Genomic DNA, 25465 nt, shown 5'->3' on the forward strand with positions numbered 1-25465 from the left:
AAAGCTCTGATTTTTCTTATTTCAAGTTGTTTACGATTTCCACTAAGTTATCAACTGTAAATCCATACTCTGCCAACACTTTTGGAGCTGGTGCAGATGCTCCAAAGGTATCAATACCGAGAACTGCTCCATCAAGACCAACGTATTTGTACCAGTTTTGAGTCGCTCCCATTTCAACCGCCACACGGCGACGAACTGCATTTGGTAAGATTTCTTCTTTGTAGGCTGCATCCTGTGCATCAAAGACATCCGTAGATGGCATGCTAACTACGCGAACTTTCCCACCTTGACTTGCCAATTCTTTAGCAGCTGAAACAGCTAGATTCACTTCTGAACCTGTTGCAATCAAGATCGTGTCAAAGTCTGTAGCATTTTCATAGACAACATAAGCACCTTTCGCAACCTTATTAAAGTCTGTTCCTTCTTCAACAGTCAAGTTTTGACGAGTCAAGACGAGGGCAGTTGGTGTTTTCTCGCTCTTCACTGCAAGGTACCAAGCTGCTTGAGTTTCACGCGCATCTGCTGGACGGAAAACATTAAGGTTTGGAATCGCACGAAGACCTGCCAAGTGCTCAATTGGTTCATGAGTTGGTCCATCTTCACCAACTGCGATTGAATCGTGAGTAAAGACATAGGTTACAGGAAGACCTTGTAGAGCTGACAAACGAACTGCTGCTTTAAGGTAGTCTGAGAATACGAAGAAAGTTCCACCGTAAACTCGAAGTCCACCGTGAAGAGCCATTCCGTTCAAAACTGTACCCATTGCAAATTCACGAACACCAAATTGGATATTACGGTTCAAGCGATTTGCATCGTCCTGAAGTCCGTCAGTTTTGATGTAAGTCATATTTGAATGAGCAAGGTCAGCTGATCCGCCAAGGAAGGTTGGCAATTTAGCAGCCACTACATTTAAAGCATCCTGACTTGAGTTACGAGTTGCTTGAGAGAAGCCATTTTCTAAAGCTGGGAAGTCTTCTGGAGTCAATTCAACTGGATCACGTCCTTCGATGATGGCTTCCACTTCTGCAGCAAGCTCTGGGTAAGCTTCTTTATAATCTGTAACTAGTTTTGTCCATGCTTCATATGCTGATACACCTCGGTCCGCAACATTTTCTTTGAAATCAGCATAAACTTCTGCTGGGATTTCAAATGGTTCGTAGTCCCAACCAAGGGCTTGACGAGTTGCAGCAGTTTCGTCTGCACCAAGAGGAGCACCATGTACGGCATTAGTTCCTTGTTTGTTTGGCGAACCATAACCAATAACAGTTTTTACTTCAATCAGAGATGGTTTCCCTGAAACCTTAGCTTCTTCAATAGCTGCTTGAATAGCTTCTAAGTCTGTCCCATCTTCAACCAAGGCTGTATGCCAACCGTAAGCATTGTAACGATCACGAACACTCTCTGTGAATGAATCTTTTGTCTCACCGTCCAAGTTGATATCATTTGAATCATAGAGAACAACCAATTTGTCAAGTTTCTGCAAACCTGCGTAAGAAGCAGCTTCACTTGAGACACCTTCCATCAAGTCACCATCTCCACAGATAACATATGTGTAGTGATCAAAGATGTTATAACCTTCGCGGTTATACTTGGCTGCAAGGAAACGTTCTGCTTGTGCAAAACCTGTCGCAGTTGCAATCCCTTGTCCTAGAGGACCTGTTGTTGCATCAACCCCTGCTGTATGACCAAATTCTGGGTGACCTGGAGTTTTAGAACCCCATTGACGGAAGCTCTTCACTTCATCCATGCTCACATCTTCAAATCCAGAAAGGTGAAGAAGGGCATAGAGAAGCATTGATCCGTGACCCGCTGAAAGAATAAAACGGTCGCGGTTGATCCAGTTTGGTTGAGCTGGATTGATACGAAGTTCTTTAGTGAAAAGGCTGTAAGCCATCGGTGCTGCACCCATTACCACCCCTGGGTGACCTGAGTTCGCTTTATTGATAGCGTCAATACCTAGAAAACGAATCGCATTAACAGATAGATTTGACATAGAATTTCCTTTCTCTTTGAGGTGATAAGTATACCACGCATTCTATTTTACTATTATATGAAAAAATACCTAGAATAGCAATAAAACAATTTACTATAAAATGACTCAGCCGATTATACTAATCTCTAGTCACTTGATAGTAAGGTGATAGTTTTTCAAAACCTCTATCAAGTTTATCTAGAACTTTATCTATAGTATCTTCATCAGCTACTGGAATATCAACTTTTACTAAAACCTTACGAATCTCCTGATTGAATAATTGTTGTCTTAAAAGTTGTCTATTCTCCTCAGTAGCTTGTACTCTATAGCTTTCATCGTTTTTCTGAACCCAATAATAGATTCTATCAACCACTGGGATATCCAATATTTTAGCCTGTTTTGACAAGGTAGTCTCATCTTTCTTTCTCTCTACAAAGCTGACTTCTATAGAGATTCCCCAATTATTCTGATTTCCATACAAACGAAGAGCCATCATTGGCTCTGTCACTTTCCCCTCACGCTGTAGATAAACCCAAAAATGTGGTCGCAAGCGCTGCGCTTGGTTCATCCACTGGCTAGTCTGTTGGAGTTGCCATTCTGGATGGCTTGCTTGAAAGGCTTTGGCTAGCTCTGTAAAAGCTTTTCTGGCCTCTTGACCTTTGTTGCGAAATGCCATCATTTTCTCTCGTTCTTCTCCCGCTTTATCAGGATTACGATACTGTAAACCAGCAAAGTCTAGATAGTCTCTTATCTTATTCAACATTAATTTAATCTCCTCCAGCTAGCAAAAAATCAGGATAACCCTGATTTTACTTATTCTGTATCTACGACAACATAACGATTTGGTTCGTCACCTTCAGAGTAGCTGGTTACACCTTCCATTCGTGAGATGATACGATGGATAATTTTACGCTCACTGCTTGACATTGGATCTGTCATCTGACTACGGCCTTCTTCCAAGACACGTGTAGCTAATTTTTGAGCATAACTCTGTAACACTTCTGCACGATGTTCTACATAATCATTCACGTTGATAGTAATGTAGAAAGTTTTTGAATAACGATTGTAGAGGTAATTTTGTGCCAAAAGTTGAAGAGATTTCAAAACCTTACCATGGTAACCAATGATACGACCTGGCTCATTTGTATCTATTTGCATGTTGATAGAGCGACGGTTAGAGGTGCTAGAAATAGTTCCCTCAACATCCATATCATCGATGATTGCTTGAACATAATTGGTTACTTCTTCAACAACCTTTTCGGTGTCGTATGTTAGCTCGACTTTCAAACCAAGATTTTCTAAGTCGCTGCCTTTTTCAGGCTCAACTTCATCTTGAGTTTCTTCAGGTTGCAATTCTTTTAAAACTGCAATATGGCCTGTTTCTTCTAAAATCGTGCTGGCTTCTTTATCATTCTTAAGAATTTCAGCCTTAACTTCTTCAGAAATTTCTTGCCCTTCTTCTTCAATTTTCTTGATAGCTGCAACTACATGTCCCAAATCAACGGTTGCTTCGCTGACTGTTTTAACTGGATCATTTTGATCATTAATTTCTTTCGGAACACCTTTGATCGCCTGCTGATTTGCTTTTACAACAGTTGTTTCACTGATTGCTTCGATATCAACTTGAGCTGGTTTTGTACCAAAAAGTCCAAAAAATCCTTTTTTCTCTCTCGAAATAACTTTGATATGAGCTTTCATTCTCGGAATATTTAATTCATTCAATCCCTTTTGGATTGCTTCTTCAACTGTTGAACCTGTAAATAATACCATTATCAGATTTCTCCTTACTTTTTCTTTTTCTGTGCTTTCTTAAGAGCTTTTCTTTTCTTAACTTCTAAATCCTTCTTAGCTTGCACATCAGCTTCACGCTCTGCAATGATTTTGAAGGGGTTGTTCAAAAGGTAAGTTTGCAATACTTGATAAGCATTTGAAACCGCCCAGTAAAGAGCGACACCACTTGGAGCAGATATTGCAAAAAAGAAGATTATAACAGGCATCCCATACATCATACCTGTCATTGCACCATTTTTCTCAGGCAAAGCTTTATTTGAAAGCCAGCTACTGAGGAAGGTGAATAGGGCAGCCAAAATAGGTAGTACGAAAGTGGTATCAGCTCCACCTAGATTGAACCATAAGAAGTGGCCTGTCTTCAAAAAATCTACGTTTGATAAAGCTTGGAAAAGAGCCAATAGAATTGGCATTTGAATCAAAAGTGGCCAGAAGGATGCCGATTGCTTAATGCCTAATTCTTTAAATAATTTACGTGTTTCCTGATCTAGCTTAGTACGACTTTCCATGTCGCGACCTGGATAACGTTCGCGCAATTCTTTGATAAGAGGTTGCGCCTCTTGCATTTTTCTGGAAGCCACCATTTGTGTTTGAAAGACTGGTAACAGTATTGTTCTAATCAATACTGTGAACAGAATAATCCCTAAACCAATGCTGACATCAAATGACAAAAATCGAATAGTTTCAGCAAAAAAATAAACAAGTTTACTCCAAAAGTCTGCCGAATCTGCAGACACTTCACTAGTTGCACAAGCAGTCATTACCAACAAGGACAAACCTAACAAACTAGTCAATTGTAATTTCTTCTTCACTCTTATTTCCTTCCTGGTAAATCTTTGCTAATCTCAAAACATGAAGTAAGTTTTTTTCAATTTCTGCATATTCTAATAGTTCAACGCCTTTTCGAGCAATCACAACAAAATCGACATTATCAACAAGTTGATTACTATTTTGAATGAGAACATGCCGGATTCTTCTCTTGATTTGGTTTCTTGTCACAGCATTTCCTAATTTTTTACTGACTGATAAACCTACTCGAAAATGTGTTTCATTGTTTTCTAATCGATAAATAACAAATTTTCGATTAGCTACACTTGTTCCCTTTTTAAATATGGCGTCGAAATCTTTCTCTTTTTTTACACGAAAGCTTTTTCTCAAAAATTCTACTCCATCTAATAAAACTACTACTATTATACCATAATTTTTCAAAAAAACCAATCATGGCAAGGTTTTAGGCTGGTTTGACTTCGAAAAAAGTAGCCATTCTTAAAAAATTTGACCAGAATCAATGAAATTTTACTAGTTTTTTAAAGAATATAAAACAAAAGCCACTCTTACGAGCGACTTTTGTAGGAGATTATTATGAAAAAGTTTAGGATTTCTATTAAATAAAGTTAGGAGGTCTTTATTTAATGATTAGAGTATACACACTTATCCTTAAATTGAACTTAAATCATTTTATTTTTTTATTAATTTTTAAAACTATGAATTGGAGCTGGAATCTGTCCTCCACGAGCAATGAAATCAGCCGAAGAAGTTCCATTGACTTTCATAACTGGGGCAGTTCCTAGCAAGCCACCAAACTCAATCATATCGCCTTCTTTACCCTTTGGAATGATACGAACAGCTGTTGTTTTCATATTAATAACACCAATTGCTGCCTCATCCGCAATCATAGCCGCAATCGTTTCTGCCGGGGTATCTTCTGGAATGGCAATCATATCCAATCCAACTGAACAGATAGCAGTCATCGCTTCTAATTTCTCAAGATTTAGGGAACCATTTTGCACTGCTGCTATCATACCCTCATCTTCTGAAACTGGGATGAAAGCACCTGACAGACCACCGACTTGGTTGCAAGCCATTACTCCGCCTTTTTTTACTTGGTCATTTAAAAGAGCTAAAGCGGCAGTCGTCCCATGAGTCCCAACTGTTTCCAGTCCCATTTCTTCCAGGACCCGAGCTACTGAATCCCCCACTGCAGGAGTAGGTGCTAAACTCAAATCAACAATCCCAAAATCAACACCTAGTCTTTCACTAGCCATCTGGCCAACTAATTGACCAATCCGAGTAATCTTGAAGGCTGTCTTTTTAACAGTTTCAGCAACTACATCAAAGCTTTGGCCGCGAACTTTTTCTAAAGCACGTTTGACAACACCAGGCCCTGAAACACCTACATTGATAATAACATCAGCTTCACCAACACCATGAAAGGCTCCGGCCATAAAAGGATTATCCTCAACTGCATTAGCAAAAACGACAAGTTTTGCAGCCCCCATATCTGAAAGCACAGCTGTCTCCTTGATAATTCGACCCATATCAGCTACAGCAGTCATGTTGATTCCTGACTTTGTTGAACCAATATTTACTGAAGAGCAAACTTTATCAGTTTCAGCTAAAGCACGTGGAATCGAATTAATGAGTATTTCATCTCCTTTTTGGTAGCCTTTTTGAACTAAGGCAGAAAAGCCACCAATAAAATCAACACCAATTTCTTTTGCTGCTCTATCTAAAGCTTTGGCTAATGGTACATAGTCCCTTGCATCTGTAGCAGCACCAATTAGAGAAATCGGTGTTACTGATACACGTTTATTGACAATAGGTATACCTAACTCAGCAGCAATTTCATCACCAACAGCGACTAAATTTGCCGCCTTAGTCGTAACTTTTTCATATATTTTATCTGCAGCCTTATCAATATCTGGATCAATACAATCAAGTAGAGAAATTCCCATGGTAATGGTACGAATATCAAAATTCTGCTCTTCAATCATTGCAATAGTTTCGGTAACTTGTCTAATATCCATAAGCACCTCCTAGATATTATACATAGCATCGAAAATAGTCGCGCTCTGAATATTGATTTTGACATTCAAGGTCTGGCCAAAGGCTTCAAACTCATTTCTTAGTTGAGTAAAATCATGTTTTTCATCACTGGATACTACAGCCATCATGGTGAAGAACTCATCCAAGACAGTTTGTGAAATATCATCAATATTTAATCCTAATTCAGCAATCTTAGTCGCAACACCTGCAACAATACCACCCTTATCTTTTCCAATAACAGTTATAATAGCTTTCATATTGGTCCTCCATCTTTAAAATCTAGAAAAATAACCATATCTAAATTTTTCTTTTTTCTCAGTATAGCACATTTACTTCAAAAAAACTAAAAAACGCCTGCTTACGAAATTGTTCTTAAAAGAAAAACAATTTCGTAAACAAGCGTCTACCCTATCATCTTATGATGAGTGTTCCCGCTAGGACAAAAGTCCTAGCGGTAGACCAGAGCTAGACTAAGAGCACAAGGCTCCATCATCATAACACTCAACAAAATTGATGATTTTATACTAATTCGATGATCGCCATTGGCGCTGCATCACCACGACGTGGTTCAGTTTTAAGGATACGAGTGTATCCACCGTTACGGTCTGCGTAACGAGGTGCGATTTCTGAGAACAATTTTTGAAGTGCTGTAGTAGAAGTGTACTTATCAGTTGCTTCATCATAGTTTTCAGATGCAATTTCATTACGTACGAAAGCAGCAGCTTGACGACGTGCATGCAAATCACCACGTTTACCTAGAGTAATCATTTTTTCAACAGTTTTACGGATTTCTTTAGCACGAGCTTCAGTTGTCACGATTGATTCGTTGATCAAAAGGTCAGTTGTCAAATCGCGAAGCATTGCTTTACGTTGTGAGCTAGTGCGTCCTAGTTTACGGTAAGCCATGTATTCCTCCTTTATTTATCTTTTAATCCAAGACCCAAATCAATGAGTTTGAGTTTCACTTCTTCCAAACTCTTGCGTCCAAGATTTCTTACTTTCATCATCTCTGCTTCAGATTTTTCTGTCAAATCATGCACAGTATTGATACCAGCACGTTTCAAACAGTTATATGAGCGTACAGACAAGTCAAGTTCCTCAATCGTACGTTCCAAAATACGGTCGTCCGATTCAGTATCAGCTTCTTTCATCACTTCTGCAGATTTAGCAATCTCTGTAAGATTTGTAAACAAATCAAGATGTTCTGTCAAAATACGTGCTGAAAGCCCTAAAGCATCTTCTGGAATAATAGTTCCATTTGTCAAGATTTCAAGGGTTAATTTGTCGAAACCATCATTGCTTCCTACACGAGCAGGTTCAACTTGATAGTTAACTTTTGTAACTGGTGTATAAATAGAATCTACAGCAAGTGTTCCAACTGGGGCATTATCTTTTTTATTTTCATCTGCAGGTACATAACCACGACCAGTGTTTACAGTCATAGTTGCTTTAAATGAAGCACCTTCTCCGATTGTGAAAAGATAATGATCTGGATTTACGATTTCAATATCACTATCAGTTAAAATATCTCCGGCTGTCACTTCAGCAGGACCTTCAACATCAAGTTCAATAGTCTTTTCGTCTTTTACATATGATTTAACTGCAATACCTTTAATGTTCAGAATGATTTGCATCACGTCTTCGCGAACACCAGGAATTGTATCAAATTCATGTAATACTCCATCGATATCGATAGATGTAACAGCCGCTCCTGGAAGAGAAGCAAGAAGTACACGACGAAGAGAGTTACCAAGTGTTGTACCGTATCCACGTTCTAGTGGTTCGATTACAAACTTGCCATAATCTTTATTTTCATCAATTTTTGTTATATTTGGTTTTTCAAACTCGATCATTTAGTTACTCCCTCTTAAACGAAAAGCAGTGTAAAGGTAATGATTATACACGGCGACGTTTTGGAGGACGAGCACCATTGTGTGGCACTGGAGTCACATCACGAATTGCTGTTACTTCAAGACCAGCGGCAGCAAGAGCACGAATAGCTGACTCACGACCAGAACCTGGACCTTTTACAGTAACTTCAACTGATTTAAGACCGTGTTCTTGTGCAGATTTAGCAGCAGCTTCTGAAGCCATTTGAGCAGCAAATGGTGTAGATTTACGAGAACCTTTGAAACCAAGAGCACCAGCTGATGACCAAGCGATTGCATTACCATGCACATCAGTAATCATAACAATAGTGTTATTAAATGTAGCGTGAATATGAGCAATACCAGATTCGATATTCTTTTTCACACGACGTTTACGTGTTGGTTTAGCCAAGACTTTTACCTCCTATATTATTTTTTCTTACCAGCAATCGCAACAGCTTTACCTTTACGAGTGCGAGCGTTGTTTTTAGTGTTTTGTCCACGGACAGGAAGTCCACGACGGTGACGGATACCACGGTATGAACCGATTTCCATCAAACGTTTGATGTTCAAGTTCACTTCACGACGAAGGTCACCTTCAACTTTAATTGCATCCACTTCACGACGTATAGCATCTTCTTGATCTGATGTAAGGTCTCGAACACGAATATCTTCTGAAACTCCAGCAGCTGCCAAAATCTTTTGAGATGTTGCAAGTCCGATACCATAGACATAAGTCAATGAGATAACTACGCGTTTGTCATTTGGAATATCAACTCCAGCAATACGAGCCATGTTTTCTCCTTTCTATCTTATCCTTGACGTTGTTTGTGTTTTGGATTTGCTGGGCAAATTACCATAACACGACCATTACGACGAATTACTTTACAGTATTCGCAAATTGGTTTGACCGATGGTCTTACTTTCATTTCTTATCCCTCCAAGTTTTTCGATTATTTAAAGCGGTAAGTGATACGTCCACGTGTCAAGTCATATGGACTCATTTCTACAGTAACACGATCTCCCGCTAAAATACGAATATAGTTTTTACGAATTTTACCAGAAACTGTTGCTAAAATCTGATGTCCATTTTCAAGTTCAACCGTAAACATTGCATTCGGCATCGTATCGACTACTTTGCCTTCAACTTCAATCACATCGTCTTTTGCCACGCAAAAGTACCTCCCTAAATTTCGATTTGATGCCTCTAGACACAGAGACAACAATTATAAGTCAGACTAACTCAGTATAACATTTGTCAAGACATTTTGCAAGTCTGAAAAACGCTTTTATTTCAAATTTGTCAATACCTTTTCGATATCTTTAAAGACATCATTGATATCTTGGTTGCCTTCGATATCATGTACTAGACCTTTAGCACGATAGTGAGCAATGATTGGTTCACCTTGAGCGATATTGACATCCAAACGACGTTTTACTGTCTCAGGTTTATCATCTTCACGTTGGTAGTAATCTTCCTCTTTGTAATCAACTGGTGGGTTGAATACTTTATGGAAAGTTTCGCCAGTTTCACGGTGAATGATACGACCACTCAAACGTTCAAGTAGGCAAGATGGATCTACTTCGATGTTGATAACACCTTCAAGTTTAATTCCAAGTTCAGCCAATGTTTCATCTAAGGCATGAGCTTGCTCAATTGTACGTGGGTATCCATCCAACAAGAAACCAGTTTCTTTAATATCATCTTGAGAAAGACGTTCTTTAACAATTCCATTTGTAACTTCATCTGGAACCAATTCGCCTTTATCGATATAAGACTTAGCTAATACACCCATTTCAGTTTGGTTAGCCATTGCTGCACGGAACATGTCACCTGTTGAGATGTGGGCAACGTGAAACTGTTCAACAATTTTCGCTGCTTGTGTCCCTTTACCTGCACCAGGTAAACCCATAATCAAAAGATTCATGATTCAAACTCCTTTTTTGTATTTAAATAGAAGCAAAAATTCATTTCAACTCCTATTTAAAAACAAAATAGAAGAGAGGAGATAAAAATCTGACAATGTCTTTGATTTTTACACTCCACTCTCTGAGCAATAGTGAATTTTATTTTCTATTACAATTATTCTGTTGTATCTAAGAAACCAACATACTTACGTTTCAATAGATAACCTTCCAATTGTTTAATTCCTTCGATACCTGTAGAGATAATGATTAGCAAGCTTGTTCCCCCAAAAGCGACAACTTCTGAAAGACCAAATAAATCTTTAGCTACAATAGGTAGAATAGAAATCACACCTAGGAAGATTGATCCGACTGTTGCGAGACGACGAAGAAGTTTTGACATATATTCTTCTGTCCCTTTACCAGGACGGACACCATGGATATAAGCTCCACTCTTTTGTAAATTTTCTGCTGCTTTCTCTGGATTGATCTGTACAAATGTATAGAAGAATGTAAAGAGAATAATCAACAGAGCATACAAAGCAACACCTGTTGGGGTTGAAGTAGATACCAACTCTTGAGCTGTTTTTACCCATTCCCAATTAAGGCCAGACGCACTTACGAATTGTAAAATTGCTGCCGGTGCTGCTGTAATAGAGCTAGCAAAGATAACTGGGATAACCCCAGCAGGGTTAATCTTCAATGGAAGATAGGAGCTTGACGGCGCACCTTGAGCTACCTTTGTATACTGAATTGGAATCTTGTATTTAGCTTGTTCAACGTAAGTTGTAAAGTATACAATTAACAAAACAGCAATGATTAAGATGGCAACGAAAATGAGAGACGATGTCAATCGACTATTTGGCACATTGACAAAGTAGTCCACGTAGATGCCCTTAACCATATCAGGAATTGAAGCAACAATCCCTGCAAAGATAATCATTGAAACACCATTACCATATCCCTTATCTGTGATTTGCTCTCCCAGCCAGGTTACAATCATGCTACCTGCTGTTAAGATTCCTCCAATCACAAGGAAAACTTGTGGTGTAAGTGGTACAGTCAAAAGTTTAGCTCCAGACAGAGCGTTAAAACCAGCAGTAATACCGACTGATTGAACAAATGCAAGCACTAGTGCAATGTATCGAGTCGCTTGGTTTAACTTTCTACGACCAACTTCCCCTTGTTTGCCCCACTCCACAAACTTTGGTAATAAATCCATTTGCAAGAGTTGGACGACGATTGAGGCTGTAATGTAAGGGCTAACTCCAAGAGCAAAAACTGAAAAGTTTTTCATGGCATTCCCTGACACCAAGCTCAACATATTTAAGAAGGATAGTCCACTCAAAGCGTTCAAGCTATTTGCATTTACCCACGGTACAGTGATACTAGTACCGATACGAAAAACAAATACGATAAAAATTGTGAATAAAATCTTTGATCGAACCTGCTTAACTTTGAGTGCTTCTCTCAATAATTTAAAAAACATAGGTCACCTCACTTAGATGACTTCAACTGAACCACCTTTAGCAGTGATAGCTTCTTCAGCTGATTTAGAGAATTTAGCAGCTTTAACAGTCAACTTCTTAGTCAACTCACCGTTACCAAGAATCTTGATACCTGATTTTTCAGCTTTAACAATTCCTGCTTCGATAAGAACAACTGGAGTTACTTCTGCACCATCTTCAAAGATGTTCAATTGGTCAAGGTTAACAATCGCATACTCTTTTGCGTTGATGTTAGTAAATCCACGTTTTGGAAGACGACGGAACAATGGAGTTTGTCCACCTTCAAAACCAAGGCGTACTCCGCCACCGCTACGAGCTTTTTGACCTTTTTGACCACGACCAGATGTTTTACCGTTACCTGATGAAGTACCACGACCAACACGGTTACGAGTTTTACGAGAACCTTCTGCAGATTTCAATTCATGAAGTTTCATTATATATTTTCTCCTCTTTTGTAAAATGCTAGCGCCGATAAGAGAGAAAAGGTTGTCTCTCCTATCAACTCGCCTATACTGAGTCATCTAAGATGACTATATCTAGTTTTAGGGGATTGTCTTATGCACATCCCCTAAAATTTTATTAGTTTACTTCTTCAACTGTTACCAAGTGAGATACTGCAGTGATCATACCACGGATAGCAGCGTTATCTTCTTTAATAACAGAGCTGTTCAATTTGCCAAGTCCAAGTGCTACAACAGTTTTACGTTGTGATGGAATGCGTCCGATTGGAGACTTAGTCAAAGTAATTTTAATTTGAGCCATTTTATCCCCTTTCTTATGCCAAATCAGAAACTGAAATACCACGAAGGGCAGCAACCTCTTCAGCGCGTTTCAATTGTTTCAAACCTTCAACAGTTGCACGAACAATGTTGATTGGAGTGTTAGAGCCAAGTGATTTAGATGTAATATCTGCCACACCTGCCAATTCCACAACGGCACGAACTGCACCACCTGCGGCAACTCCAGAACCTTCTACAGCTGGTTTCAACAATACTTTAGCTCCACCGAATTCTGAAAGAACTTCATGTGGGATTGTTGTTCCAACCATAGGAACTTCGATCAAGTTTTTCTTAGCATCTTCTACTGCTTTGCGGATTGCTTCTGGAACTTCTTGAGCTTTACCAGTACCAAATCCTACACGACCATTGCGGTCACCAACAACTACAAGAGCTGCGAAACGAAGACGACGTCCACCTTTAACAACTTTTGTAACACGGTTAACAGCAACTACGCGTTCTTCAAGTTCTACTGCATTGTCTTTAAATGCCATTTTCTAGTGTCCTCCTATTAGAATTTCAATCCGTTTTCACGAGCTGCATCAGCCAAAGCTTTCACACGTCCGTGATATAGATATCCACCGCGGTCGAACACCACTTCTGAAATACCTTTAGCACTTGCACGTTCTGCAACGAGTTTACCGACAGCAACGGCTTGTTCAGTTTTAGTTCCTTTTGAAACTTCTTTGTCAAGAGTTGAAGCACTTGCGAGCGTTACACCCGCTACGTCATCAATCACTTGAGCGTAGATGCCTGTATTAGAACGGAATACGTTCAAACGTGGGCGATCAGCAGTTCCAGAGAGTTTTCCGCGAACGCGACGGTGGCGTTTTTGGCGGAGTTTGTTTTTATCTGGTTTAGAAATCACAGTTTTCACCTCTTTAATTTTAAATCGTGTGCTATGCACAAAGTTGGTAATGAGGTTGGTGGTTGAAAATCAACCACTCAACATTATTTACCAGTTTTACCTTCTTTAAGACGAACATATTCGCCAACGTAACGGATACCTTTACCTTTGTATGGTTCTGGTGAACGAAGGCTACGTACGTAAGCAGCTGTTTGACCAACTACTTCTTTTGAAATTCCGCTGATAACGATAGTCGTTGGGTTTGGAAGTTCAAAAGTAATTCCTGCTGGAGCCTCAACTTCGTCTGGATGTGATTTACCAACAGCCAAAACAAGTTTGTTTCCTTGGAGTTGAGCACGGTAACCAACCCCACGCATTTCAAGTTCTTTCTTGAATCCTTCTGAAACACCAACAACCATGTTGTTCAAAAGGGCACGAGTAGTTCCGTGGATAGTTTTCATTTCTTTTGAATCGTTTGGACGGTGAAGAGTTACTTCAGTACCTTCCACACGGATTTCAATATCTTTTGAGAACTCACGAGTAAGTTCTCCTTTAGGTCCTTTTACAGTTACAACGTTGTCATTGTTAGTGAGTTCAACACCAGCAGGCAACACGATAACTTTATTACCAATACGTGACATGTTTTTATTCTCCTGTTAAATTGTCAGGCCATGACGGCCAGTTTTCACGGGGTTTAAATCTTTTTGATTTAAGAGTTAATGTTTAGGTCTCAATTTCTAAGTGAATCGAGGCATCGCCTCGCAGGCATAACTTTGGGTTAGGCAAGAGACGATAACGAAGAGTCACAACGAAATTGGGAGCTAAATATTACCAAACGTAAGCGATAACCTCTCCACCAACGTTCTTTTGGCGAGCTTCTTTATCAGTAAGCAAACCTTCTGAAGTTGAAAGGATAGCAATTCCAAGACCGTTAAGTACTTTTGGAAGATCTTCACGTTTTTTGTAGACACGAAGTCCTGGTTTAGAAACACGTTTCAAGTTAGTGATAACTCGTTCACCGTTTGCTCCGTATTTAAGGAATACACGGATGATGCCTTGTTTGTCATCTTCGATGATTTCTACATTCTTAACAAAACCTTCGCGTTTAAGGATTTCAGCAATCCCTTTTTTGATGTTTGATGCAGGTACTTCAAGTACTTCGTGTTTTGCTTGGTTAGCGTTACGAATACGAGTTAGGAAGTCTGCGATTGGGTCAGTCATAACCATTTATTTTTCTCCTCTTACTAGTAGTTTGCAAGTTGCACTTGCTAGTTAATGATTGAGCTGTGCTCAGATAGTATTGACACATTCAAACAAGATAATCTCATTTGAACACGAGCTACAACCTGGGCAAAAAAGATAGATTTGTCTTGGAACATTGCTCCTACACCAAATCTCCTATTTTTGCTGGGGTTATTACGCTCTTTGTATCATGTTATTACCAAGATGCTTTTGTTACACCAGGGATTTGACCTTTATATGCCAATTCACGGAAGCAAACACGGCAAAGTTTAAACTTGCGGTAAACTGAGTGTGGACGTCCACAACGTTCACAGCGAGTGTATGCTTGAGTAGAGAACTTCGCTGGGCGTTTGTTCTTAGCAATCATAGATTTTTTAGCCATTAGTTATACCTCCTATATTATTTTGCAAAAGGCATTCCAAGGCCTGTAAGCAATGCACGTGACTCTTCGTCAGTGTTAGCAGTAGTTACGATAACGATGTCAAGACCACGAGTTTTGTCAACGTCATCAAAGTTGATTTCTGGGAAGATCAATTGCTCTTTCACACCAAGTGTGTAGTTTCCGCGTCCGTCAAATGATTTTGTTGGAACACCGTGGAAGTCACGTACACGTGGAAGTGATACTGAAACCAATTTATCCAAGAATTCGTACATACGTTCACCACGAAGGGTAACTTTTGCACCGATCGCAACACCTTCACGAAGACGGAAGCCGGCGATAGATTTTTTAGCTTTAGTGATAAGTGGTTTTTGACCTGAGATAAGTGCTAATTCTTCAGCAGCTTTTTCAAGGCTTTTAGCGTTTGATACAGCTTCACCAACACCCATGTTCAAAACGATCTTATCCACTTTAGGAACAGCCATCACTGATGAGTAGTTGAATTGTTCTGTCAAAGCAGGAACTACTTCATTAAGATATTTTTCTTTTAAACGATTTGCCATTATACTTCTCCTTTCCTTCGTGATTAATCAAGCACTTCGCCTGATTTTTTGTTGTAGCGAACTTTTTTACCGTCTACAAATTTGTAACCAACACGACCAGCTACACCATTTTTATCCAAAACTTGAACGTTTGATACGTGGATAGCTGCTTCCTTCTCGATGATACCACCTTGAGGAAGTTCGTTAGTTGGACGTTGGTGTTTCTTAACGATGTTAACACCTTCAACGATAACTTTGTTTACTTTTGGAAGGGCAGTAAGGACAACAGCTTCTGTTCCCTTATCTTTACCAGCGATTACGCGAACTTTGTCGCCTTTTTTTACAAACATTTTTTTCTCCTTTTATTCTTACGCCCAATGGGCACCCTGGCTAGGCCAGGGGACTGTGTTTGTTTTTATTGATTAAAGTACTTCTGGAGCAAGTGACACGATCTTCATGAAGCCACCTTCACGCAATTCACGTGCAACTGGGCCAAAGATACGTGTTCCGCGAGGAGTTTTGTCGTCACGGATGATAACTGCTGCGTTTTCGTCAAATTTGATGTATGAACCATCAGCACGACGAGCACCTGATTTAGTACGAACGATAACTGCTTTAACAACGTCACCTTTTTTAACCGCACCACCAGGAGTAGCTTGTTTTACAGATGCCACAATAACATCACCGATGTTCGCAAATTTACGTTTAGAACCACCAAGAACTTTGATAGTCAAGATTTCGCGTGCACCGCTGTTGTCTGCGACTTTCAAACGAGTTTCTGTTTGAATCATTTCAGTTTTCTCCTTTCAGGGTTGATTAGATGATTACCGCTTCTTCAACAACTTCTACAAGACGGAAACGTTTTGTAGCTGAAAGCGGGCGAGTTTCCATGATACGTACGATATCGCCTTCTTTGGCAACATTGTTTTCATCATGTGCTTTGTATTTTTTAGAGTAGTTAATACGTTTACCATAGACTGGGTGGTTACGTTTTGTTTCAACTACAACTGTGATTGTCTTGTCCATTTTGTCAGATACAACACGTCCAACAAGAACTTTACGATTATTGCGTTCCATTGAAATTTCTCCTTCCCTAGTCTATTATTTCGCTTCAGATTGAACTGTTTTGATACGAGCGATTTGTTTTTTAACTTCTTTCAAGCGAGCTGTTTGTTCTAATTGACCAGTAGCAGCTTGGAAACGAAGTTCAAACAATTCTTTTTTCAATTCGTTTTCGCGCTTCGCGAGTTCTTCTTGAGAAAGACCACGAAGTTCTTTAACAAATTCTTTTACTTCATTAAGTTTCATGCCTTCTCCTTATTCTGCTTCACGTTTTACGAATTTACATTTAACTGGCAATTTGTGGCTTGCAAGACGAAGCGCTTCGCGAGCGATCTCTTCAGATACACCAGCAACTTCAAACATTACTTTACCACGTTTAACTGGTGCTACCCAGCCTTCAGGTGCCCCTTTACCAGATCCCATACGAACCCCGATAGCTTTAGCTGTGTATGATTTGTGTGGGAAGATTTTAATCCAAACTTTACCACCACGTTTCATGTAACGAGTCATGGCGATACGAGCAGCTTCGATTTGGCGGTTAGTGATCCAGTGGCTAGTTGTAGCTTGAAGACCGTATTCACCGAATGCTACTTCTTTCCCACCTTTAGCTTCACCGCGCATTTTACCACGGAATTCACGACGGTGTTTAACACGTTTAGGTACTAACATTGGTTATTTACCTCCTTTAGTGTTTTTACGAGCTGGAAGAACTTCACCACGGTAGATCCATACTTTAACACCAAGTTTACCGTATGTAGTGTCTGCTTCTTCCCAAGCGTAATCGATATCTGCACGAAGTGTGTGAAGTGGAACAGTCCCTTCAGAGTATCCTTCAGCACGGGCGATATCTGCACCGTTCAAACGACCTGATACTTGAGTTTTAATTCCTTTAGCTCCAGCACGCATTGCACGTTGGATTGCTTGTTTTTGTGCACGACGGAAAGCAACACGTTGCTCCAATTGACGAGCAATACCTTCACCAACAAGGTGAGCATCCAAATCAGGTTGTTTGATTTCGATGATGTTGATGTGTACTTGTTTACCAGTCAATTTGTTAAGTTTTGCACGGAGTGCATCAACGTTAGCACCACCTTTACCGATAACCATACCTGGTTTAGCAGTGTGAAGTGAAACGTTAACTTTGTTTACTGCGCGTTCGATTTCAATAGTTGAAACTGCTGCGTCAGCAAGTTCTTTTTGAACGAATTTACGGATTGCAAGATCTTCATGAAGGTAATCCGCGTATTCTTTTTCAGCATACCATTTGGCATCCCAATCACGGATGATGCCGACACGCATACCAATTGGATGTACTTTTTGACCCACGATTTTACCTCCTTATTTTTCTGCAACAGCTACAGTGATGTGAGCTGTACGTTTGTTGATTGGTGAAGCTGAACCTTTCGCACGTGGACGGAAACGTTTCATAGTTGGTCCTTCGTTTGCGAATGCTTCAGATACTACCAAGTTAGCTTTATCCAAACCAAAGTTGTTTTCAGCGTTAGCTACAGCTGAGTTCAAAACTTTCAAGATGATTTCAGCAGCTTTGTTTGGAGTGAATGTCAAAATTGCGATTGCATCGGCTACGCTTTTACCACGGATGTTGTCAAGAACAAGACGTGATTTACGAGGTGAAACACGTACTGTGCGAGCCATTGCTTTAGCTGAAGTAATTTCTGCCATTTATGTTCTCCTTATTTTCTACGTGTCTTCTTGTCGTCTGCGGCGTGACCTTTGTAAGTACGAGTTGGTGCAAATTCACCAAGCTTGTGACCTACCATGTCTTCTTGGATGTAAACAGGTACGTGTTTACGTCCATCATAAACTGCGATAGTGTAACCAATGAAACTTGGGAAGATCGTTGAACGACGTGACCAAGTTTTGATAACTTTTTTCTTTTCGTCGTTAGCTTGAGCTTCAACTTTTTTCATCAAATGCTCATCGACGAAAGGTCCTTTTTTAAGACTGCGTCCCATTTTTATATTTTCTCCTTTAAATATAGTACCACAGCGGCTTGCGCTCTCAACGAGCGCTACCGAGCTGGCGGATTATCTAGCGCTTAAGCGACTAATTTTAAATTATTTCTCGTTGCGACGACGAACGATAAGTTTGTCAGATTTCGCTTTCTTGTTACGAGTTTTAAGACCAAGAGCAGGTTTGCCCCATGGAGTTGATGGTGCTTTACGACCAACTGGTGCTTTACCTTCACCACCACCGTGTGGGTGATCGTTAGGGTTCATTACAGAACCACGAACTGTTGGGCGGATACCTTTCCAACGGCTACGTCCTGCTTTACCAAGGTTTACAAGTCCATGTTGTTCGTTTCCGACAACACCAACTGTAGCACGACAAGTTCCAAGAATCATACGAACTTCACCTGATTGAAGACGAACAAGAACGTATTTACCTTCTTGACCCAATACTTGAGCAGAAGCTCCAGCAGCACGTACCAATTCTCCACCACGACCTGGTTTCAATTCGATGTTGTGGATCAAAGTACCAACTGGGATGTTAGCAAGTGGAAGAGCGTTTCCGACTTTGATATCTGCTTCTGGACCTGAAACGATACGTTGACCTACTTCAAGACCTTTTGGAGCGATGATGTATGCTTTCACACCGTCAGTGTAGTGTACAAGAGCGATGTTAGCAGAACGGTTTGGATCGTACTCGATAGTTTTAACAACTGCTTCAACGTTGTCTTTGTTACGTTTAAAGTCAACCAAACGGTAGAAACGTTTGTGCCCACCACCTTGGTGACGAACTGTGATACGACCGTTGTTGTTACGACCAGCCTTGCTCTTCAATGCAACAAGCAATGATTTTTCAGGAATGCTTGTTGTGATTTCAGCGAAATCCAAAGAAGTCATATTACGGCGACCGTTTGTTGTTGGTTTATAAACACGAATTCCCACGATATTTCCTCCTTAGATTATTCAGCTTCAGCTGCAAACAACTCGATTGCTTTTGAATCAGCTGTAAGAGTGATGATAGCTTTTTTAGTTTTGTTAGTAAAACCAGTGTAACGTCCAACACGTTTAGCTTTAGGTTTTACGTTGATTGTGTTAACATTTGCAACTTTAACACCTTCGAAAGCAGCTTCAACAGCTTGCTTGATCAAAAGTTTGTGTGCACGAGTGTCAACTTCAAATACATATTTGCCTGCTTCAAGTTGAGCCATTGAGCTTTCAGTGATAACAGGTTTTTTGATAACATCATACAAATTCATTATGCAAGAACCTCCTCGATTTTAGAGATAGCTGCTTGAGTAACAAGAAGTTTGTCACTATTTGCGATGTCAAGAACACTTGCAGTTGTAGCAGTCGCAACTTTCACGTTTGGAAGGTTACGAGCTGAGAGAGCTGCGAATTCGTTTCCTTCTTCAAGAATAACAAGGACTTTAGAATCGATGCTCAAAGCTGCAAGAACTTTTGCAAATTCAGCAGTTTTTGGAGCTGTAAATTCAAGAGAATCAACGGCTACAAATTTGTTTTCAGCAACTTTTTCTGAGTAAACAGATTTAAGCGCAAGGCGACGAACTTTTTGAGGAAGTTTGTACGCATAGCTACGTGGAGTTGGTCCGAAGACGATTCCACCACCACGCCATTGTGGAGAGCGGATAGAACCTTGACGAGCACGTCCAGTTCCTTTTTGACGCCATGGTTTGCGTCCGCCACCTGAAACAGCTGAGCGGTTTTTAACTGCGTGAGTTCCTTGACGAAGGCTAGCACGTTGGCTGATGATCACATCAAACACAACAGATTGGTTTGGTTCGATACCAAAGATTGCATCGTTAAGAACAACTTCGCCCGCTTGTTTACCAGTTTGGTCGAATAATGTTACATTTGCCATTTTGACTGTATTCCCCTTTCCTTATTATTTACCAGCTTTAACTGCTGACTTGATAGTGATAAGAGATTTCTTAGCACCTGGTACGTTACCTTTGATAAGGATAACGTTCTTTTCTGGAACAACTTGTACAACTTCAAGGTTTTGAATTGTTACACGGTCGCCACCCATACGTCCTGCAAGGTTTTTACCTTTGAATACGCGGTTAGGTGCAACAGGTCCCATAGAACCTGGACGACGGTGGTAACGAGAACCGTGAGCCATAGGTCCACGTGATTGTCCGTGGCGTTTGATAACACCTTGGAAACCTTTACCTTTAGATGTACCAGTTACATCAACAATGTCTCCAGCTGCGAAAGTTTCAACTGTGATTTCAGCACCAACTTCCAAGCCTTCAACGTTTTTGAATTCACGAATGAAGCGCTTAGGAGCCGTGTTAGCTTTTGCTACATGTCCTTTAGCAGGTTTGTTGCTCAATACTTCGCGTTTGTCATCGAAACCAACTTGGATAGCGTTGTAACCATCTGTTTCAACAGTTTTAACTTGAAGAACAACGTTTGGAGTTGCTTCGATAACTGTTACAGGGATCAATTCGCCAGCTTCAGTGAAGATTTGAGTCATTCCCACTTTTTTCCCTAAGATTCCTTTTGTCATGAGAAAATAGTTCCTTTTCTATATTTTTTATTCAAAAAGTTTTTAACGAGCGTTTTTTATGCTCAAGGTTTCAAACTTTCGATTAAAGTTTGATTTCTACGTTTACACCACTTGGAAGATCCAATTTCATCAAAGCGTCAACTGTTTTTTGAGTTGGGTTGATGATATCGATCAAACGTTTGTGTGTACGCATTTCGAATTGTTCGCGAGAGTCTTTATATTTGTGAGTCGCACGAATAATTGTGTAGAGGCTACGTTCAGTTGGAAGTGGGATTGGACCTGCAACTTCTGCACCTGTGCGAGTAGCTGATTCTACGATTTTAGCAGCCGCTGTGTCAAGCGTACGGTGTTCGTAAGCTTTCAAACGGATACGGATTTTTTTGTTTGCCATCTTTTTCTCCTTTTCGTCTATTTAAGATAATAGGCTAGCTCCACAAGAAAACCGACGCGCGTTGCGTGGCAATGCAACCGAGCGTGTCGCAACCTCTTGCATCAAAGCTAAGGCTGTAATTTACAGCACCATAATAGAATAACACAAAGCCCCTGCGATTGCAAGGGATTTGACAGGATTTTTTTAATTTTTCGAATGAAACTGTTTTCTTATCGCTCCTTATCTCAAAAAAGCATAAATGAAGAGCTAATTTTTATTTTTTCTTCTATATAATAGATACAGTTTCTGCAATTGTTTTTTCATTCTCTCTTCACTTGCTCGTAACTTTCTTTCCCGTCATTCAATTTATCCCAGATGATGACTTTGCCTTCTTTTAGTGATTTTTGTACATCGATAATTCGTTGATTGGAAGAGCCACGGAATTGAAGCATGAGATTACGCTTGCTTTTATCATACCGTCCATCGACAAGAATATCAATCAGTGACAAGAGTTCTAGCTTATCTGGTGTCTCCAACATCATCTCTTCCCATGTATATCCCGTCCAAGACCAAATATCTTTTTCTGGCAATTCTTTCCGTATACGTTTCACGAGAGGCAAGAGGATTCCTGTATTTAGGAAGGGTTCTCCTCCTAATAAAGTCAAGCCTTGAACATAGGGTTGGGCTAGGTCTGCTATGATTTGCTCTTCCAACTCTGGGGTATAAGGTATGCCTGCATTAAAGGACCAGGTCGCTACGTTGTAACAGCCCTCACAGTGAAACATACAACCTGCTACGTAAAGGGAGTTGCGCACTCCCTCTCCATCGACAAAGTTAAAAGCCTTATAGTCAATGATGCGCCCCTGACTGAGTTCTTCACTTTTCCACTCGCCTGGTTTTGGTGTATTCCATGTCATGCTTTCTACTCCAAGTCTATCCAATAGCGCTCCGTTCCGTTTCGAACATCCTCATAAACACCACCGTTAGCTAAAATAACAGCTCGGCTTACTGGATTTTCTGTGCTACAAGTCAGCAGAGCTCGTTTAATATTCTTTCCCTTAGCAACTTGTAGACCTTGTCGGAGGGCCTCTTTGGCGTAGCCCTTGCCTCTTTCAGATGGACGAATGGAGTAGCCAATGTGGCCTCCTACCTCCAGCAAATAGTCACTAAGACGCAATCTCAGATTGAGGAACCCTACGGCTTGTCCATCTTTTGCAAAAGCGACTAATTGAATAGCAGGCACCCACCCTTCAGGCAGATCAATCCCCATTTCCTGATCCTGATTACTTTCTAACCACTCTTCATAAACAAAATTCTCAGCATCCCAGAATCCGCCATCGTGGGCTGATTGGCTCTTTTCAAACTCTGCCATCATCTCTAAAACTGTTTCTTTATCTGCCAATGTCGGTCTGCGTAGTTCCATATTCCCCTCCCCGCTAAGAGAAAAGCGAGAGGGAACTCTCACTTTTTCTTATTCTTATTTAAAAATTGTTCTCTAAGGCTAGCTACTCGGTCTTTTTTATTGACTCCACCCTTTGAATGTTTCTCGTGGAATCGTTGAACCTGGGCCTTGCCCTTATCGTCTAATTGGTATTTTCCCATGCTATCTCTTTCTAATTTCTTACTTCATGTCCTGCTGTTTTGATAGTAGAACCGTTCATATGTTTGACACGCGCAGCAATTTCCTTGTGGCGTCCATTAACCATCGGACGTGCTTGAGGATTCCCTAAATAACCACAAGTTCGTTTAACAACATCTACTGTTTTAGGATCATTATTTCCACAGTTAGGACAAGCAAATCCTCTCTCAGTAGGTTCAAAATCTCCTTCAAAATCACACTTGTAACAGCGGTCAATAGGAGTATTAGTTCCGAGATAACCTACACGGTCATATGCATAGTCCCACACAGCTTCCAAAGCCTTTGGATTTTGTTGGAGAACTGGGTACTCGCAGTAGTGGATAAAGCCACCAGATGCACCTGCTTCTGGATAAACCTTTTCAAAATCTAGTTTTTCAAAAGGAGTTGGATTTTTGCGGACATCATAATGGAAGGAATTTGTGTAGTATTCTTTATCTGTAATATCTGGAATAGAGCCGAATTTCTCCGTATCCAAACGACAGAAGCGGTCTGTCAAACTTTCAGACGGCGTTGAATAGATAGAGAAATGGTAACCATATTGGTCAGACCATTCTTCTACTCGACGTTTCATATCGCGAATAATATCAAGGGTGAACTCTTTGGCTTCTGGATTATTTTCCCAATGATTACCAAAGAAAACTGTCGCTACCTCGTACAAGCCAATATAGCCCAGAGAAATAGTTGCACGACGATTCTTAAAGAGTTGATCAACACTTTCTTCTTTTCCAAGACGACGTCCGAAGGCTCCATATTGATAAAGAATTGGTGCATTAGCTGGAGTGGCTTCCTTGGTTCTTTCCACACGGTAAACCAAGGCATCTTCCGCGATGTTCATGCGCTCGTTGAAGATTTCCCAAAACTTGTTCAGGTCGCCTTCAGACTCAAGAGCGATACGAGGAAGATTGACCGTCACAACTCCTAGGTTCATACGGCCCGAATTGACTTCTACTCCATTTTCATCCTTCCATCCTTGAAGGAATGAACGACATCCCATCGGAACTTTGAAAGAACCAGTCAACTCGACAATCTTATCATAAGACAAGACATCCGGGTACATGCGCTTAGTTGCACACTCAAGAGCCAACTGCTTGATGTCGTAGTTAGGAGAGCCTTCCTCTAAGTTAAGACCTCTTTTAAGAGTAAAGATGAGTTTAGGAAAGATGGCTGTACGGTGTTCTGAACCAAGCCCCTTGATACGAATGTTCAGGATTGCCTTTTGAATTTCACGTTCAAAACGACTGGTTCCTAGACCGAAACCAAGAGAGGTAAATGGCGTTTGTCCATTTGATGTAAAGAGGGTATTAATCTCGTACTCTAGAGATTGCATGGCATCGTAGATGTCTTTTTGGGTTTTCTTCCAGGCATATTCTTGGCGCTTGTCAGGCAGAACCCATTCCTCCGCATCCTTGAGATGCTTTTGGTAATTTTTCTCTGCATAAGGAGCCAAAACTTCATCAATACGGTCTGCTGAACAGCCTCCATACTGACTTGATGCAACGTTGGCGATGATTTGTGAAATCTGTGCTGTCGCAGTTTGGATAGACTTGGGACTCTCTACCTCAGCATTTCCAATCTTAAAACCATTTTCCAACATGCCCTTGAAATCAATCAAACAGCAGTTGGTCATAGGGGTATAGGGACTGTAGTCCAAATCATGATAGTGGATATCCCCTTTTTGATGGGCATTAGCCACATGTTTAGGAAGCATTTGAAGTCCGATGGATTTCCCAACAATCCCTGCCGTCAAATCACGCTGGGTATTAAAAACATCACTATCCTTATTGGCATTTTCATTGACAACCGCCTGATCTTTATTGAGAAGTTTATGAATACTAAAGTTGATATCTGTCGCTTTTGAGCGCTCAAAATCCCTTTGAGTCCGATAGGTGATATACTCCTCAGCCAAGGCGTATTCTTTTGCTTCCAACAATTCGTGTTCTACGATATTTTGGATTTCATAGATTTTTACACCTTGTGGGAAACGGCTATGAATCTCTTCGACGATACGTTCAACTAAGGTACTAAGTCGTTTTTCAACCAAAGGGGTTACATCCATAACCTTTTCAGCAGCCTTATGAAGCGCTTTGTCAATCTTGTCTACTTCAAAAATTACACGTCTGCCGTCACGCTTTTCGACGAATAAAGTCGGATCAGGGACAGCCTTCTCTTCCAATACAATCATATCCATACCCTTTTCTTAAATATAATATTGATTCTAAAAAGTATTATATCACTAAAAAA

Annotated in this window: 40 protein-coding genes; all 40 read right to left on the reverse strand. The window is 40.3% G+C overall.

What is annotated here, in order from left to right; translation table 11 throughout:
* Positions 1-16: 16 nt before the first annotated feature.
* On the reverse strand, positions 17-1993 hold the full coding sequence (gene tkt / locus ACESNQ_RS07295; protein ID WP_373075932.1) for a transketolase: 1977 nt from the start codon (positions 1991-1993) through the stop codon (positions 17-19).
* 118 nt (positions 1994-2111) lie between these two features.
* Complete coding sequence (locus ACESNQ_RS07300; protein WP_373075933.1) at positions 2112-2735, reverse strand: ribonuclease P; 624 nt, start codon at positions 2733-2735, stop codon at positions 2112-2114.
* Between the two features lie 50 nt (positions 2736-2785).
* Positions 2786-3742, reverse strand: a complete 957-nt coding sequence (gene jag / locus ACESNQ_RS07305; protein WP_373075934.1) for an RNA-binding cell elongation regulator Jag/EloR — start codon at positions 3740-3742, stop codon at positions 2786-2788.
* 14 nt (positions 3743-3756) lie between these two features.
* Positions 3757-4572: a YidC/Oxa1 family membrane protein insertase gene (locus ACESNQ_RS07310; RefSeq protein WP_004251132.1), complete on the reverse strand. Its 816-nt coding sequence runs from the start codon at positions 4570-4572 to the stop codon at positions 3757-3759.
* Positions 4547-4918, reverse strand: coding sequence for a ribonuclease P protein component (gene rnpA / locus ACESNQ_RS07315; protein WP_247913100.1), 372 nt, complete (start codon positions 4916-4918; stop codon positions 4547-4549). The genes ACESNQ_RS07310 and rnpA overlap by 26 nt, the downstream gene beginning before the upstream one ends.
* Positions 4919-5229: 311 nt before the next feature.
* Entirely contained in the window at positions 5230-6567 is a 1338-nt protein-coding gene (locus ACESNQ_RS07320; RefSeq protein ID WP_373075935.1) for a PFL family protein, read from the reverse strand.
* Positions 6568-6576: 9 nt separating this feature from the next.
* Positions 6577-6843, reverse strand: coding sequence for an ACT domain-containing protein (locus tag ACESNQ_RS07325; protein WP_373075936.1), 267 nt, complete (start codon positions 6841-6843; stop codon positions 6577-6579).
* Between the two features lie 262 nt (positions 6844-7105).
* Complete coding sequence (gene rplQ / locus ACESNQ_RS07330; protein WP_004251124.1) at positions 7106-7492, reverse strand: 50S ribosomal protein L17; 387 nt, start codon at positions 7490-7492, stop codon at positions 7106-7108.
* Between the two features lie 11 nt (positions 7493-7503).
* Positions 7504-8439, reverse strand: a complete 936-nt coding sequence (locus ACESNQ_RS07335) for a DNA-directed RNA polymerase subunit alpha (RefSeq protein WP_004251121.1) — start codon at positions 8437-8439, stop codon at positions 7504-7506.
* A 43-nt stretch (positions 8440-8482) separates the two neighbouring features.
* Positions 8483-8866: a 30S ribosomal protein S11 gene (gene rpsK, locus ACESNQ_RS07340; protein WP_001118385.1), complete on the reverse strand. Its 384-nt coding sequence runs from the start codon at positions 8864-8866 to the stop codon at positions 8483-8485.
* A 17-nt stretch (positions 8867-8883) separates the two neighbouring features.
* On the reverse strand, positions 8884-9249 hold the full coding sequence (rpsM, locus tag ACESNQ_RS07345; RefSeq protein ID WP_004251117.1) for a 30S ribosomal protein S13: 366 nt from the start codon (positions 9247-9249) through the stop codon (positions 8884-8886).
* A gap of 17 nt (positions 9250-9266) precedes the next feature.
* On the reverse strand, positions 9267-9383 hold the full coding sequence (gene rpmJ / locus ACESNQ_RS07350; RefSeq protein WP_001808836.1) for a 50S ribosomal protein L36: 117 nt from the start codon (positions 9381-9383) through the stop codon (positions 9267-9269).
* A gap of 24 nt (positions 9384-9407) precedes the next feature.
* The gene (gene infA / locus ACESNQ_RS07355; protein ID WP_001029883.1) at positions 9408-9626 is read right to left on the reverse strand and encodes a translation initiation factor IF-1; all 219 of its coding nucleotides are present in this window, start codon (positions 9624-9626) and stop codon (positions 9408-9410) included.
* Between the two features lie 117 nt (positions 9627-9743).
* Positions 9744-10382 (reverse strand): adenylate kinase, encoded by a 639-nt coding sequence (locus ACESNQ_RS07360; RefSeq protein ID WP_373075937.1) that lies wholly within the window; start codon positions 10380-10382, stop codon positions 9744-9746.
* Between the two features lie 155 nt (positions 10383-10537).
* Positions 10538-11848, reverse strand: a complete 1311-nt coding sequence (gene secY, locus ACESNQ_RS07365) for a preprotein translocase subunit SecY (RefSeq protein ID WP_373075938.1) — start codon at positions 11846-11848, stop codon at positions 10538-10540.
* A gap of 12 nt (positions 11849-11860) precedes the next feature.
* Positions 11861-12301: a 50S ribosomal protein L15 gene (gene rplO, locus ACESNQ_RS07370; RefSeq protein ID WP_373075939.1), complete on the reverse strand. Its 441-nt coding sequence runs from the start codon at positions 12299-12301 to the stop codon at positions 11861-11863.
* 145 nt (positions 12302-12446) lie between these two features.
* Positions 12447-12629 (reverse strand): 50S ribosomal protein L30, encoded by a 183-nt coding sequence (rpmD, locus tag ACESNQ_RS07375; RefSeq protein WP_000057241.1) that lies wholly within the window; start codon positions 12627-12629, stop codon positions 12447-12449.
* 13 nt (positions 12630-12642) lie between these two features.
* On the reverse strand, positions 12643-13137 hold the full coding sequence (rpsE, locus tag ACESNQ_RS07380) for a 30S ribosomal protein S5 (RefSeq protein ID WP_004251100.1): 495 nt from the start codon (positions 13135-13137) through the stop codon (positions 12643-12645).
* 17 nt (positions 13138-13154) lie between these two features.
* Complete coding sequence (rplR, locus tag ACESNQ_RS07385) at positions 13155-13511, reverse strand: 50S ribosomal protein L18 (protein ID WP_004251098.1); 357 nt, start codon at positions 13509-13511, stop codon at positions 13155-13157.
* An 83-nt stretch (positions 13512-13594) separates the two neighbouring features.
* Positions 13595-14131 (reverse strand): 50S ribosomal protein L6, encoded by a 537-nt coding sequence (gene rplF, locus ACESNQ_RS07390; protein WP_368910478.1) that lies wholly within the window; start codon positions 14129-14131, stop codon positions 13595-13597.
* A 187-nt stretch (positions 14132-14318) separates the two neighbouring features.
* On the reverse strand, positions 14319-14717 hold the full coding sequence (gene rpsH / locus ACESNQ_RS07395) for a 30S ribosomal protein S8 (protein WP_004251095.1): 399 nt from the start codon (positions 14715-14717) through the stop codon (positions 14319-14321).
* A gap of 211 nt (positions 14718-14928) precedes the next feature.
* The gene (locus ACESNQ_RS07400; protein ID WP_001085699.1) at positions 14929-15114 is read right to left on the reverse strand and encodes a type Z 30S ribosomal protein S14; all 186 of its coding nucleotides are present in this window, start codon (positions 15112-15114) and stop codon (positions 14929-14931) included.
* A gap of 17 nt (positions 15115-15131) precedes the next feature.
* Positions 15132-15674, reverse strand: coding sequence for a 50S ribosomal protein L5 (gene rplE, locus ACESNQ_RS07405; RefSeq protein WP_000013542.1), 543 nt, complete (start codon positions 15672-15674; stop codon positions 15132-15134).
* 23 nt (positions 15675-15697) lie between these two features.
* Positions 15698-16003, reverse strand: a complete 306-nt coding sequence (gene rplX, locus ACESNQ_RS07410) for a 50S ribosomal protein L24 (protein WP_000497691.1) — start codon at positions 16001-16003, stop codon at positions 15698-15700.
* 72 nt (positions 16004-16075) lie between these two features.
* Positions 16076-16444 carry a 50S ribosomal protein L14 gene (gene rplN, locus ACESNQ_RS07415; RefSeq protein ID WP_000616547.1) on the reverse strand — a complete coding sequence of 123 codons (369 nt, stop codon included), beginning with the start codon at positions 16442-16444 and terminating at the stop codon, positions 16076-16078.
* A gap of 25 nt (positions 16445-16469) precedes the next feature.
* A complete protein-coding gene (rpsQ, locus tag ACESNQ_RS07420; RefSeq protein WP_000440801.1) occupies positions 16470-16730 on the reverse strand; it encodes a 30S ribosomal protein S17 in 261 nt (86 codons plus the stop codon).
* Between the two features lie 24 nt (positions 16731-16754).
* Positions 16755-16961, reverse strand: a complete 207-nt coding sequence (gene rpmC / locus ACESNQ_RS07425; RefSeq protein ID WP_000772918.1) for a 50S ribosomal protein L29 — start codon at positions 16959-16961, stop codon at positions 16755-16757.
* A gap of 9 nt (positions 16962-16970) precedes the next feature.
* Positions 16971-17384, reverse strand: coding sequence for a 50S ribosomal protein L16 (gene rplP, locus ACESNQ_RS07430; protein WP_000960948.1), 414 nt, complete (start codon positions 17382-17384; stop codon positions 16971-16973).
* Between the two features lie 3 nt (positions 17385-17387).
* Positions 17388-18041, reverse strand: a complete 654-nt coding sequence (rpsC, locus tag ACESNQ_RS07435) for a 30S ribosomal protein S3 (protein WP_000529936.1) — start codon at positions 18039-18041, stop codon at positions 17388-17390.
* A gap of 12 nt (positions 18042-18053) precedes the next feature.
* Complete coding sequence (gene rplV, locus ACESNQ_RS07440; protein ID WP_000818137.1) at positions 18054-18398, reverse strand: 50S ribosomal protein L22; 345 nt, start codon at positions 18396-18398, stop codon at positions 18054-18056.
* Between the two features lie 11 nt (positions 18399-18409).
* Positions 18410-18691: a 30S ribosomal protein S19 gene (rpsS, locus tag ACESNQ_RS07445; protein ID WP_000533766.1), complete on the reverse strand. Its 282-nt coding sequence runs from the start codon at positions 18689-18691 to the stop codon at positions 18410-18412.
* Between the two features lie 102 nt (positions 18692-18793).
* Positions 18794-19627 (reverse strand): 50S ribosomal protein L2, encoded by an 834-nt coding sequence (rplB, locus tag ACESNQ_RS07450; protein ID WP_373075940.1) that lies wholly within the window; start codon positions 19625-19627, stop codon positions 18794-18796.
* 17 nt (positions 19628-19644) lie between these two features.
* Positions 19645-19941, reverse strand: a complete 297-nt coding sequence (locus ACESNQ_RS07455) for a 50S ribosomal protein L23 (RefSeq protein ID WP_001055347.1) — start codon at positions 19939-19941, stop codon at positions 19645-19647.
* Entirely contained in the window at positions 19941-20564 is a 624-nt protein-coding gene (gene rplD / locus ACESNQ_RS07460; protein WP_000024549.1) for a 50S ribosomal protein L4, read from the reverse strand. The genes ACESNQ_RS07455 and rplD overlap by 1 nt, the downstream gene beginning before the upstream one ends.
* A gap of 24 nt (positions 20565-20588) precedes the next feature.
* Positions 20589-21215: a 50S ribosomal protein L3 gene (gene rplC, locus ACESNQ_RS07465; protein WP_004251088.1), complete on the reverse strand. Its 627-nt coding sequence runs from the start codon at positions 21213-21215 to the stop codon at positions 20589-20591.
* A gap of 82 nt (positions 21216-21297) precedes the next feature.
* Positions 21298-21606: a 30S ribosomal protein S10 gene (gene rpsJ / locus ACESNQ_RS07470; protein WP_001284511.1), complete on the reverse strand. Its 309-nt coding sequence runs from the start codon at positions 21604-21606 to the stop codon at positions 21298-21300.
* 299 nt (positions 21607-21905) lie between these two features.
* On the reverse strand, positions 21906-22502 hold the full coding sequence (nrdG, locus tag ACESNQ_RS07475) for an anaerobic ribonucleoside-triphosphate reductase activating protein (protein WP_373075941.1): 597 nt from the start codon (positions 22500-22502) through the stop codon (positions 21906-21908).
* A gap of 5 nt (positions 22503-22507) precedes the next feature.
* Positions 22508-23008, reverse strand: coding sequence for a GNAT family N-acetyltransferase (locus ACESNQ_RS07480; protein ID WP_373075942.1), 501 nt, complete (start codon positions 23006-23008; stop codon positions 22508-22510).
* Between the two features lie 38 nt (positions 23009-23046).
* Positions 23047-23187, reverse strand: a complete 141-nt coding sequence (locus ACESNQ_RS07485; protein ID WP_101770863.1) for a hypothetical protein — start codon at positions 23185-23187, stop codon at positions 23047-23049.
* 11 nt (positions 23188-23198) lie between these two features.
* On the reverse strand, positions 23199-25406 hold the full coding sequence (gene nrdD, locus ACESNQ_RS07490) for an anaerobic ribonucleoside-triphosphate reductase (RefSeq protein ID WP_373076005.1): 2208 nt from the start codon (positions 25404-25406) through the stop codon (positions 23199-23201).
* Between the last annotated feature and the right edge of the window lie 59 nt (positions 25407-25465).

Source organism: Streptococcus infantis (assembly GCF_964243025.1).
Taxonomy (GTDB): domain Bacteria; phylum Bacillota; class Bacilli; order Lactobacillales; family Streptococcaceae; genus Streptococcus; species Streptococcus infantis_N.

Bases quoted from the DNA above. Each gene is read 5' to 3' on its own strand.
- ACESNQ_RS07325 (WP_373075936.1), bottom strand. From the start codon at position 6,843: ATGAAAGCTATTATAACTGTTATTGGAAAAGATAAGGGTGGTATTGTT.
- nrdG (WP_373075941.1), bottom strand. From the start codon at position 22,502: ATGACATGGAATACACCAAAACCAGGCGAGTGGAAAAGTGAAGAACTC.
- ACESNQ_RS07485 (WP_101770863.1), bottom strand. From the start codon at position 23,187: ATGGGAAAATACCAATTAGACGATAAGGGCAAGGCCCAGGTTCAACGA.
- rplP (WP_000960948.1), bottom strand. From the start codon at position 17,384: ATGTTAGTACCTAAACGTGTTAAACACCGTCGTGAATTCCGTGGTAAA.
- secY (WP_373075938.1), bottom strand. From the start codon at position 11,848: ATGTTTTTTAAATTATTGAGAGAAGCACTCAAAGTTAAGCAGGTTCGA.
- nrdD (WP_373076005.1), bottom strand. From the start codon at position 25,406: ATGATTGTATTGGAAGAGAAGGCTGTCCCTGATCCGACTTTATTCGTC.
- rpsJ (WP_001284511.1), bottom strand. From the start codon at position 21,606: ATGGCAAACAAAAAAATCCGTATCCGTTTGAAAGCTTACGAACACCGT.
- rpsM (WP_004251117.1), bottom strand. From the start codon at position 9,249: ATGGCTCGTATTGCTGGAGTTGATATTCCAAATGACAAACGCGTAGTT.
- rpmJ (WP_001808836.1), bottom strand. From the start codon at position 9,383: ATGAAAGTAAGACCATCGGTCAAACCAATTTGCGAATACTGTAAAGTA.
- rpmC (WP_000772918.1), bottom strand. From the start codon at position 16,961: ATGAAACTTAATGAAGTAAAAGAATTTGTTAAAGAACTTCGTGGTCTT.
- rplN (WP_000616547.1), bottom strand. From the start codon at position 16,444: ATGATTCAAACAGAAACTCGTTTGAAAGTCGCAGACAACAGCGGTGCA.
- rpsH (WP_004251095.1), bottom strand. From the start codon at position 14,717: ATGGTTATGACTGACCCAATCGCAGACTTCCTAACTCGTATTCGTAAC.
- rplD (WP_000024549.1), bottom strand. From the start codon at position 20,564: ATGGCAAATGTAACATTATTCGACCAAACTGGTAAACAAGCGGGCGAA.
- rplQ (WP_004251124.1), bottom strand. From the start codon at position 7,492: ATGGCTTACCGTAAACTAGGACGCACTAGCTCACAACGTAAAGCAATG.
- ACESNQ_RS07480 (WP_373075942.1), bottom strand. From the start codon at position 23,008: ATGGAACTACGCAGACCGACATTGGCAGATAAAGAAACAGTTTTAGAG.
- tkt (WP_373075932.1), bottom strand. From the start codon at position 1,993: ATGTCAAATCTATCTGTTAATGCGATTCGTTTTCTAGGTATTGACGCT.
- rplO (WP_373075939.1), bottom strand. From the start codon at position 12,301: ATGAAACTTCATGAATTGAAATCTGCAGAAGGTTCTCGTAAAACTCGT.
- rpsE (WP_004251100.1), bottom strand. From the start codon at position 13,137: ATGGCATTTAAAGACAATGCAGTAGAACTTGAAGAACGCGTAGTTGCT.
- rpmD (WP_000057241.1), bottom strand. From the start codon at position 12,629: ATGGCTCAAATTAAAATTACTTTGACTAAGTCTCCAATCGGACGCATT.
- ACESNQ_RS07400 (WP_001085699.1), bottom strand. From the start codon at position 15,114: ATGGCTAAAAAATCTATGATTGCTAAGAACAAACGCCCAGCGAAGTTC.
- rplF (WP_368910478.1), bottom strand. From the start codon at position 14,131: ATGTCACGTATTGGTAATAAAGTTATCGTGTTGCCTGCTGGTGTTGAA.
- rplC (WP_004251088.1), bottom strand. From the start codon at position 21,215: ATGACAAAAGGAATCTTAGGGAAAAAAGTGGGAATGACTCAAATCTTC.
- ACESNQ_RS07455 (WP_001055347.1), bottom strand. From the start codon at position 19,941: ATGAATTTGTATGATGTTATCAAAAAACCTGTTATCACTGAAAGCTCA.
- ACESNQ_RS07360 (WP_373075937.1), bottom strand. From the start codon at position 10,382: ATGAATCTTTTGATTATGGGTTTACCTGGTGCAGGTAAAGGGACACAA.
- rplE (WP_000013542.1), bottom strand. From the start codon at position 15,674: ATGGCAAATCGTTTAAAAGAAAAATATCTTAATGAAGTAGTTCCTGCT.
- rpsS (WP_000533766.1), bottom strand. From the start codon at position 18,691: ATGGGACGCAGTCTTAAAAAAGGACCTTTCGTCGATGAGCATTTGATG.
- ACESNQ_RS07300 (WP_373075933.1), bottom strand. From the start codon at position 2,735: ATGTTGAATAAGATAAGAGACTATCTAGACTTTGCTGGTTTACAGTAT.
- rplX (WP_000497691.1), bottom strand. From the start codon at position 16,003: ATGTTTGTAAAAAAAGGCGACAAAGTTCGCGTAATCGCTGGTAAAGAT.
- ACESNQ_RS07335 (WP_004251121.1), bottom strand. From the start codon at position 8,439: ATGATCGAGTTTGAAAAACCAAATATAACAAAAATTGATGAAAATAAA.
- rpsQ (WP_000440801.1), bottom strand. From the start codon at position 16,730: ATGGAACGCAATAATCGTAAAGTTCTTGTTGGACGTGTTGTATCTGAC.
- rplV (WP_000818137.1), bottom strand. From the start codon at position 18,398: ATGGCAGAAATTACTTCAGCTAAAGCAATGGCTCGCACAGTACGTGTT.
- ACESNQ_RS07320 (WP_373075935.1), bottom strand. From the start codon at position 6,567: ATGGATATTAGACAAGTTACCGAAACTATTGCAATGATTGAAGAGCAG.
- jag (WP_373075934.1), bottom strand. From the start codon at position 3,742: ATGGTATTATTTACAGGTTCAACAGTTGAAGAAGCAATCCAAAAGGGA.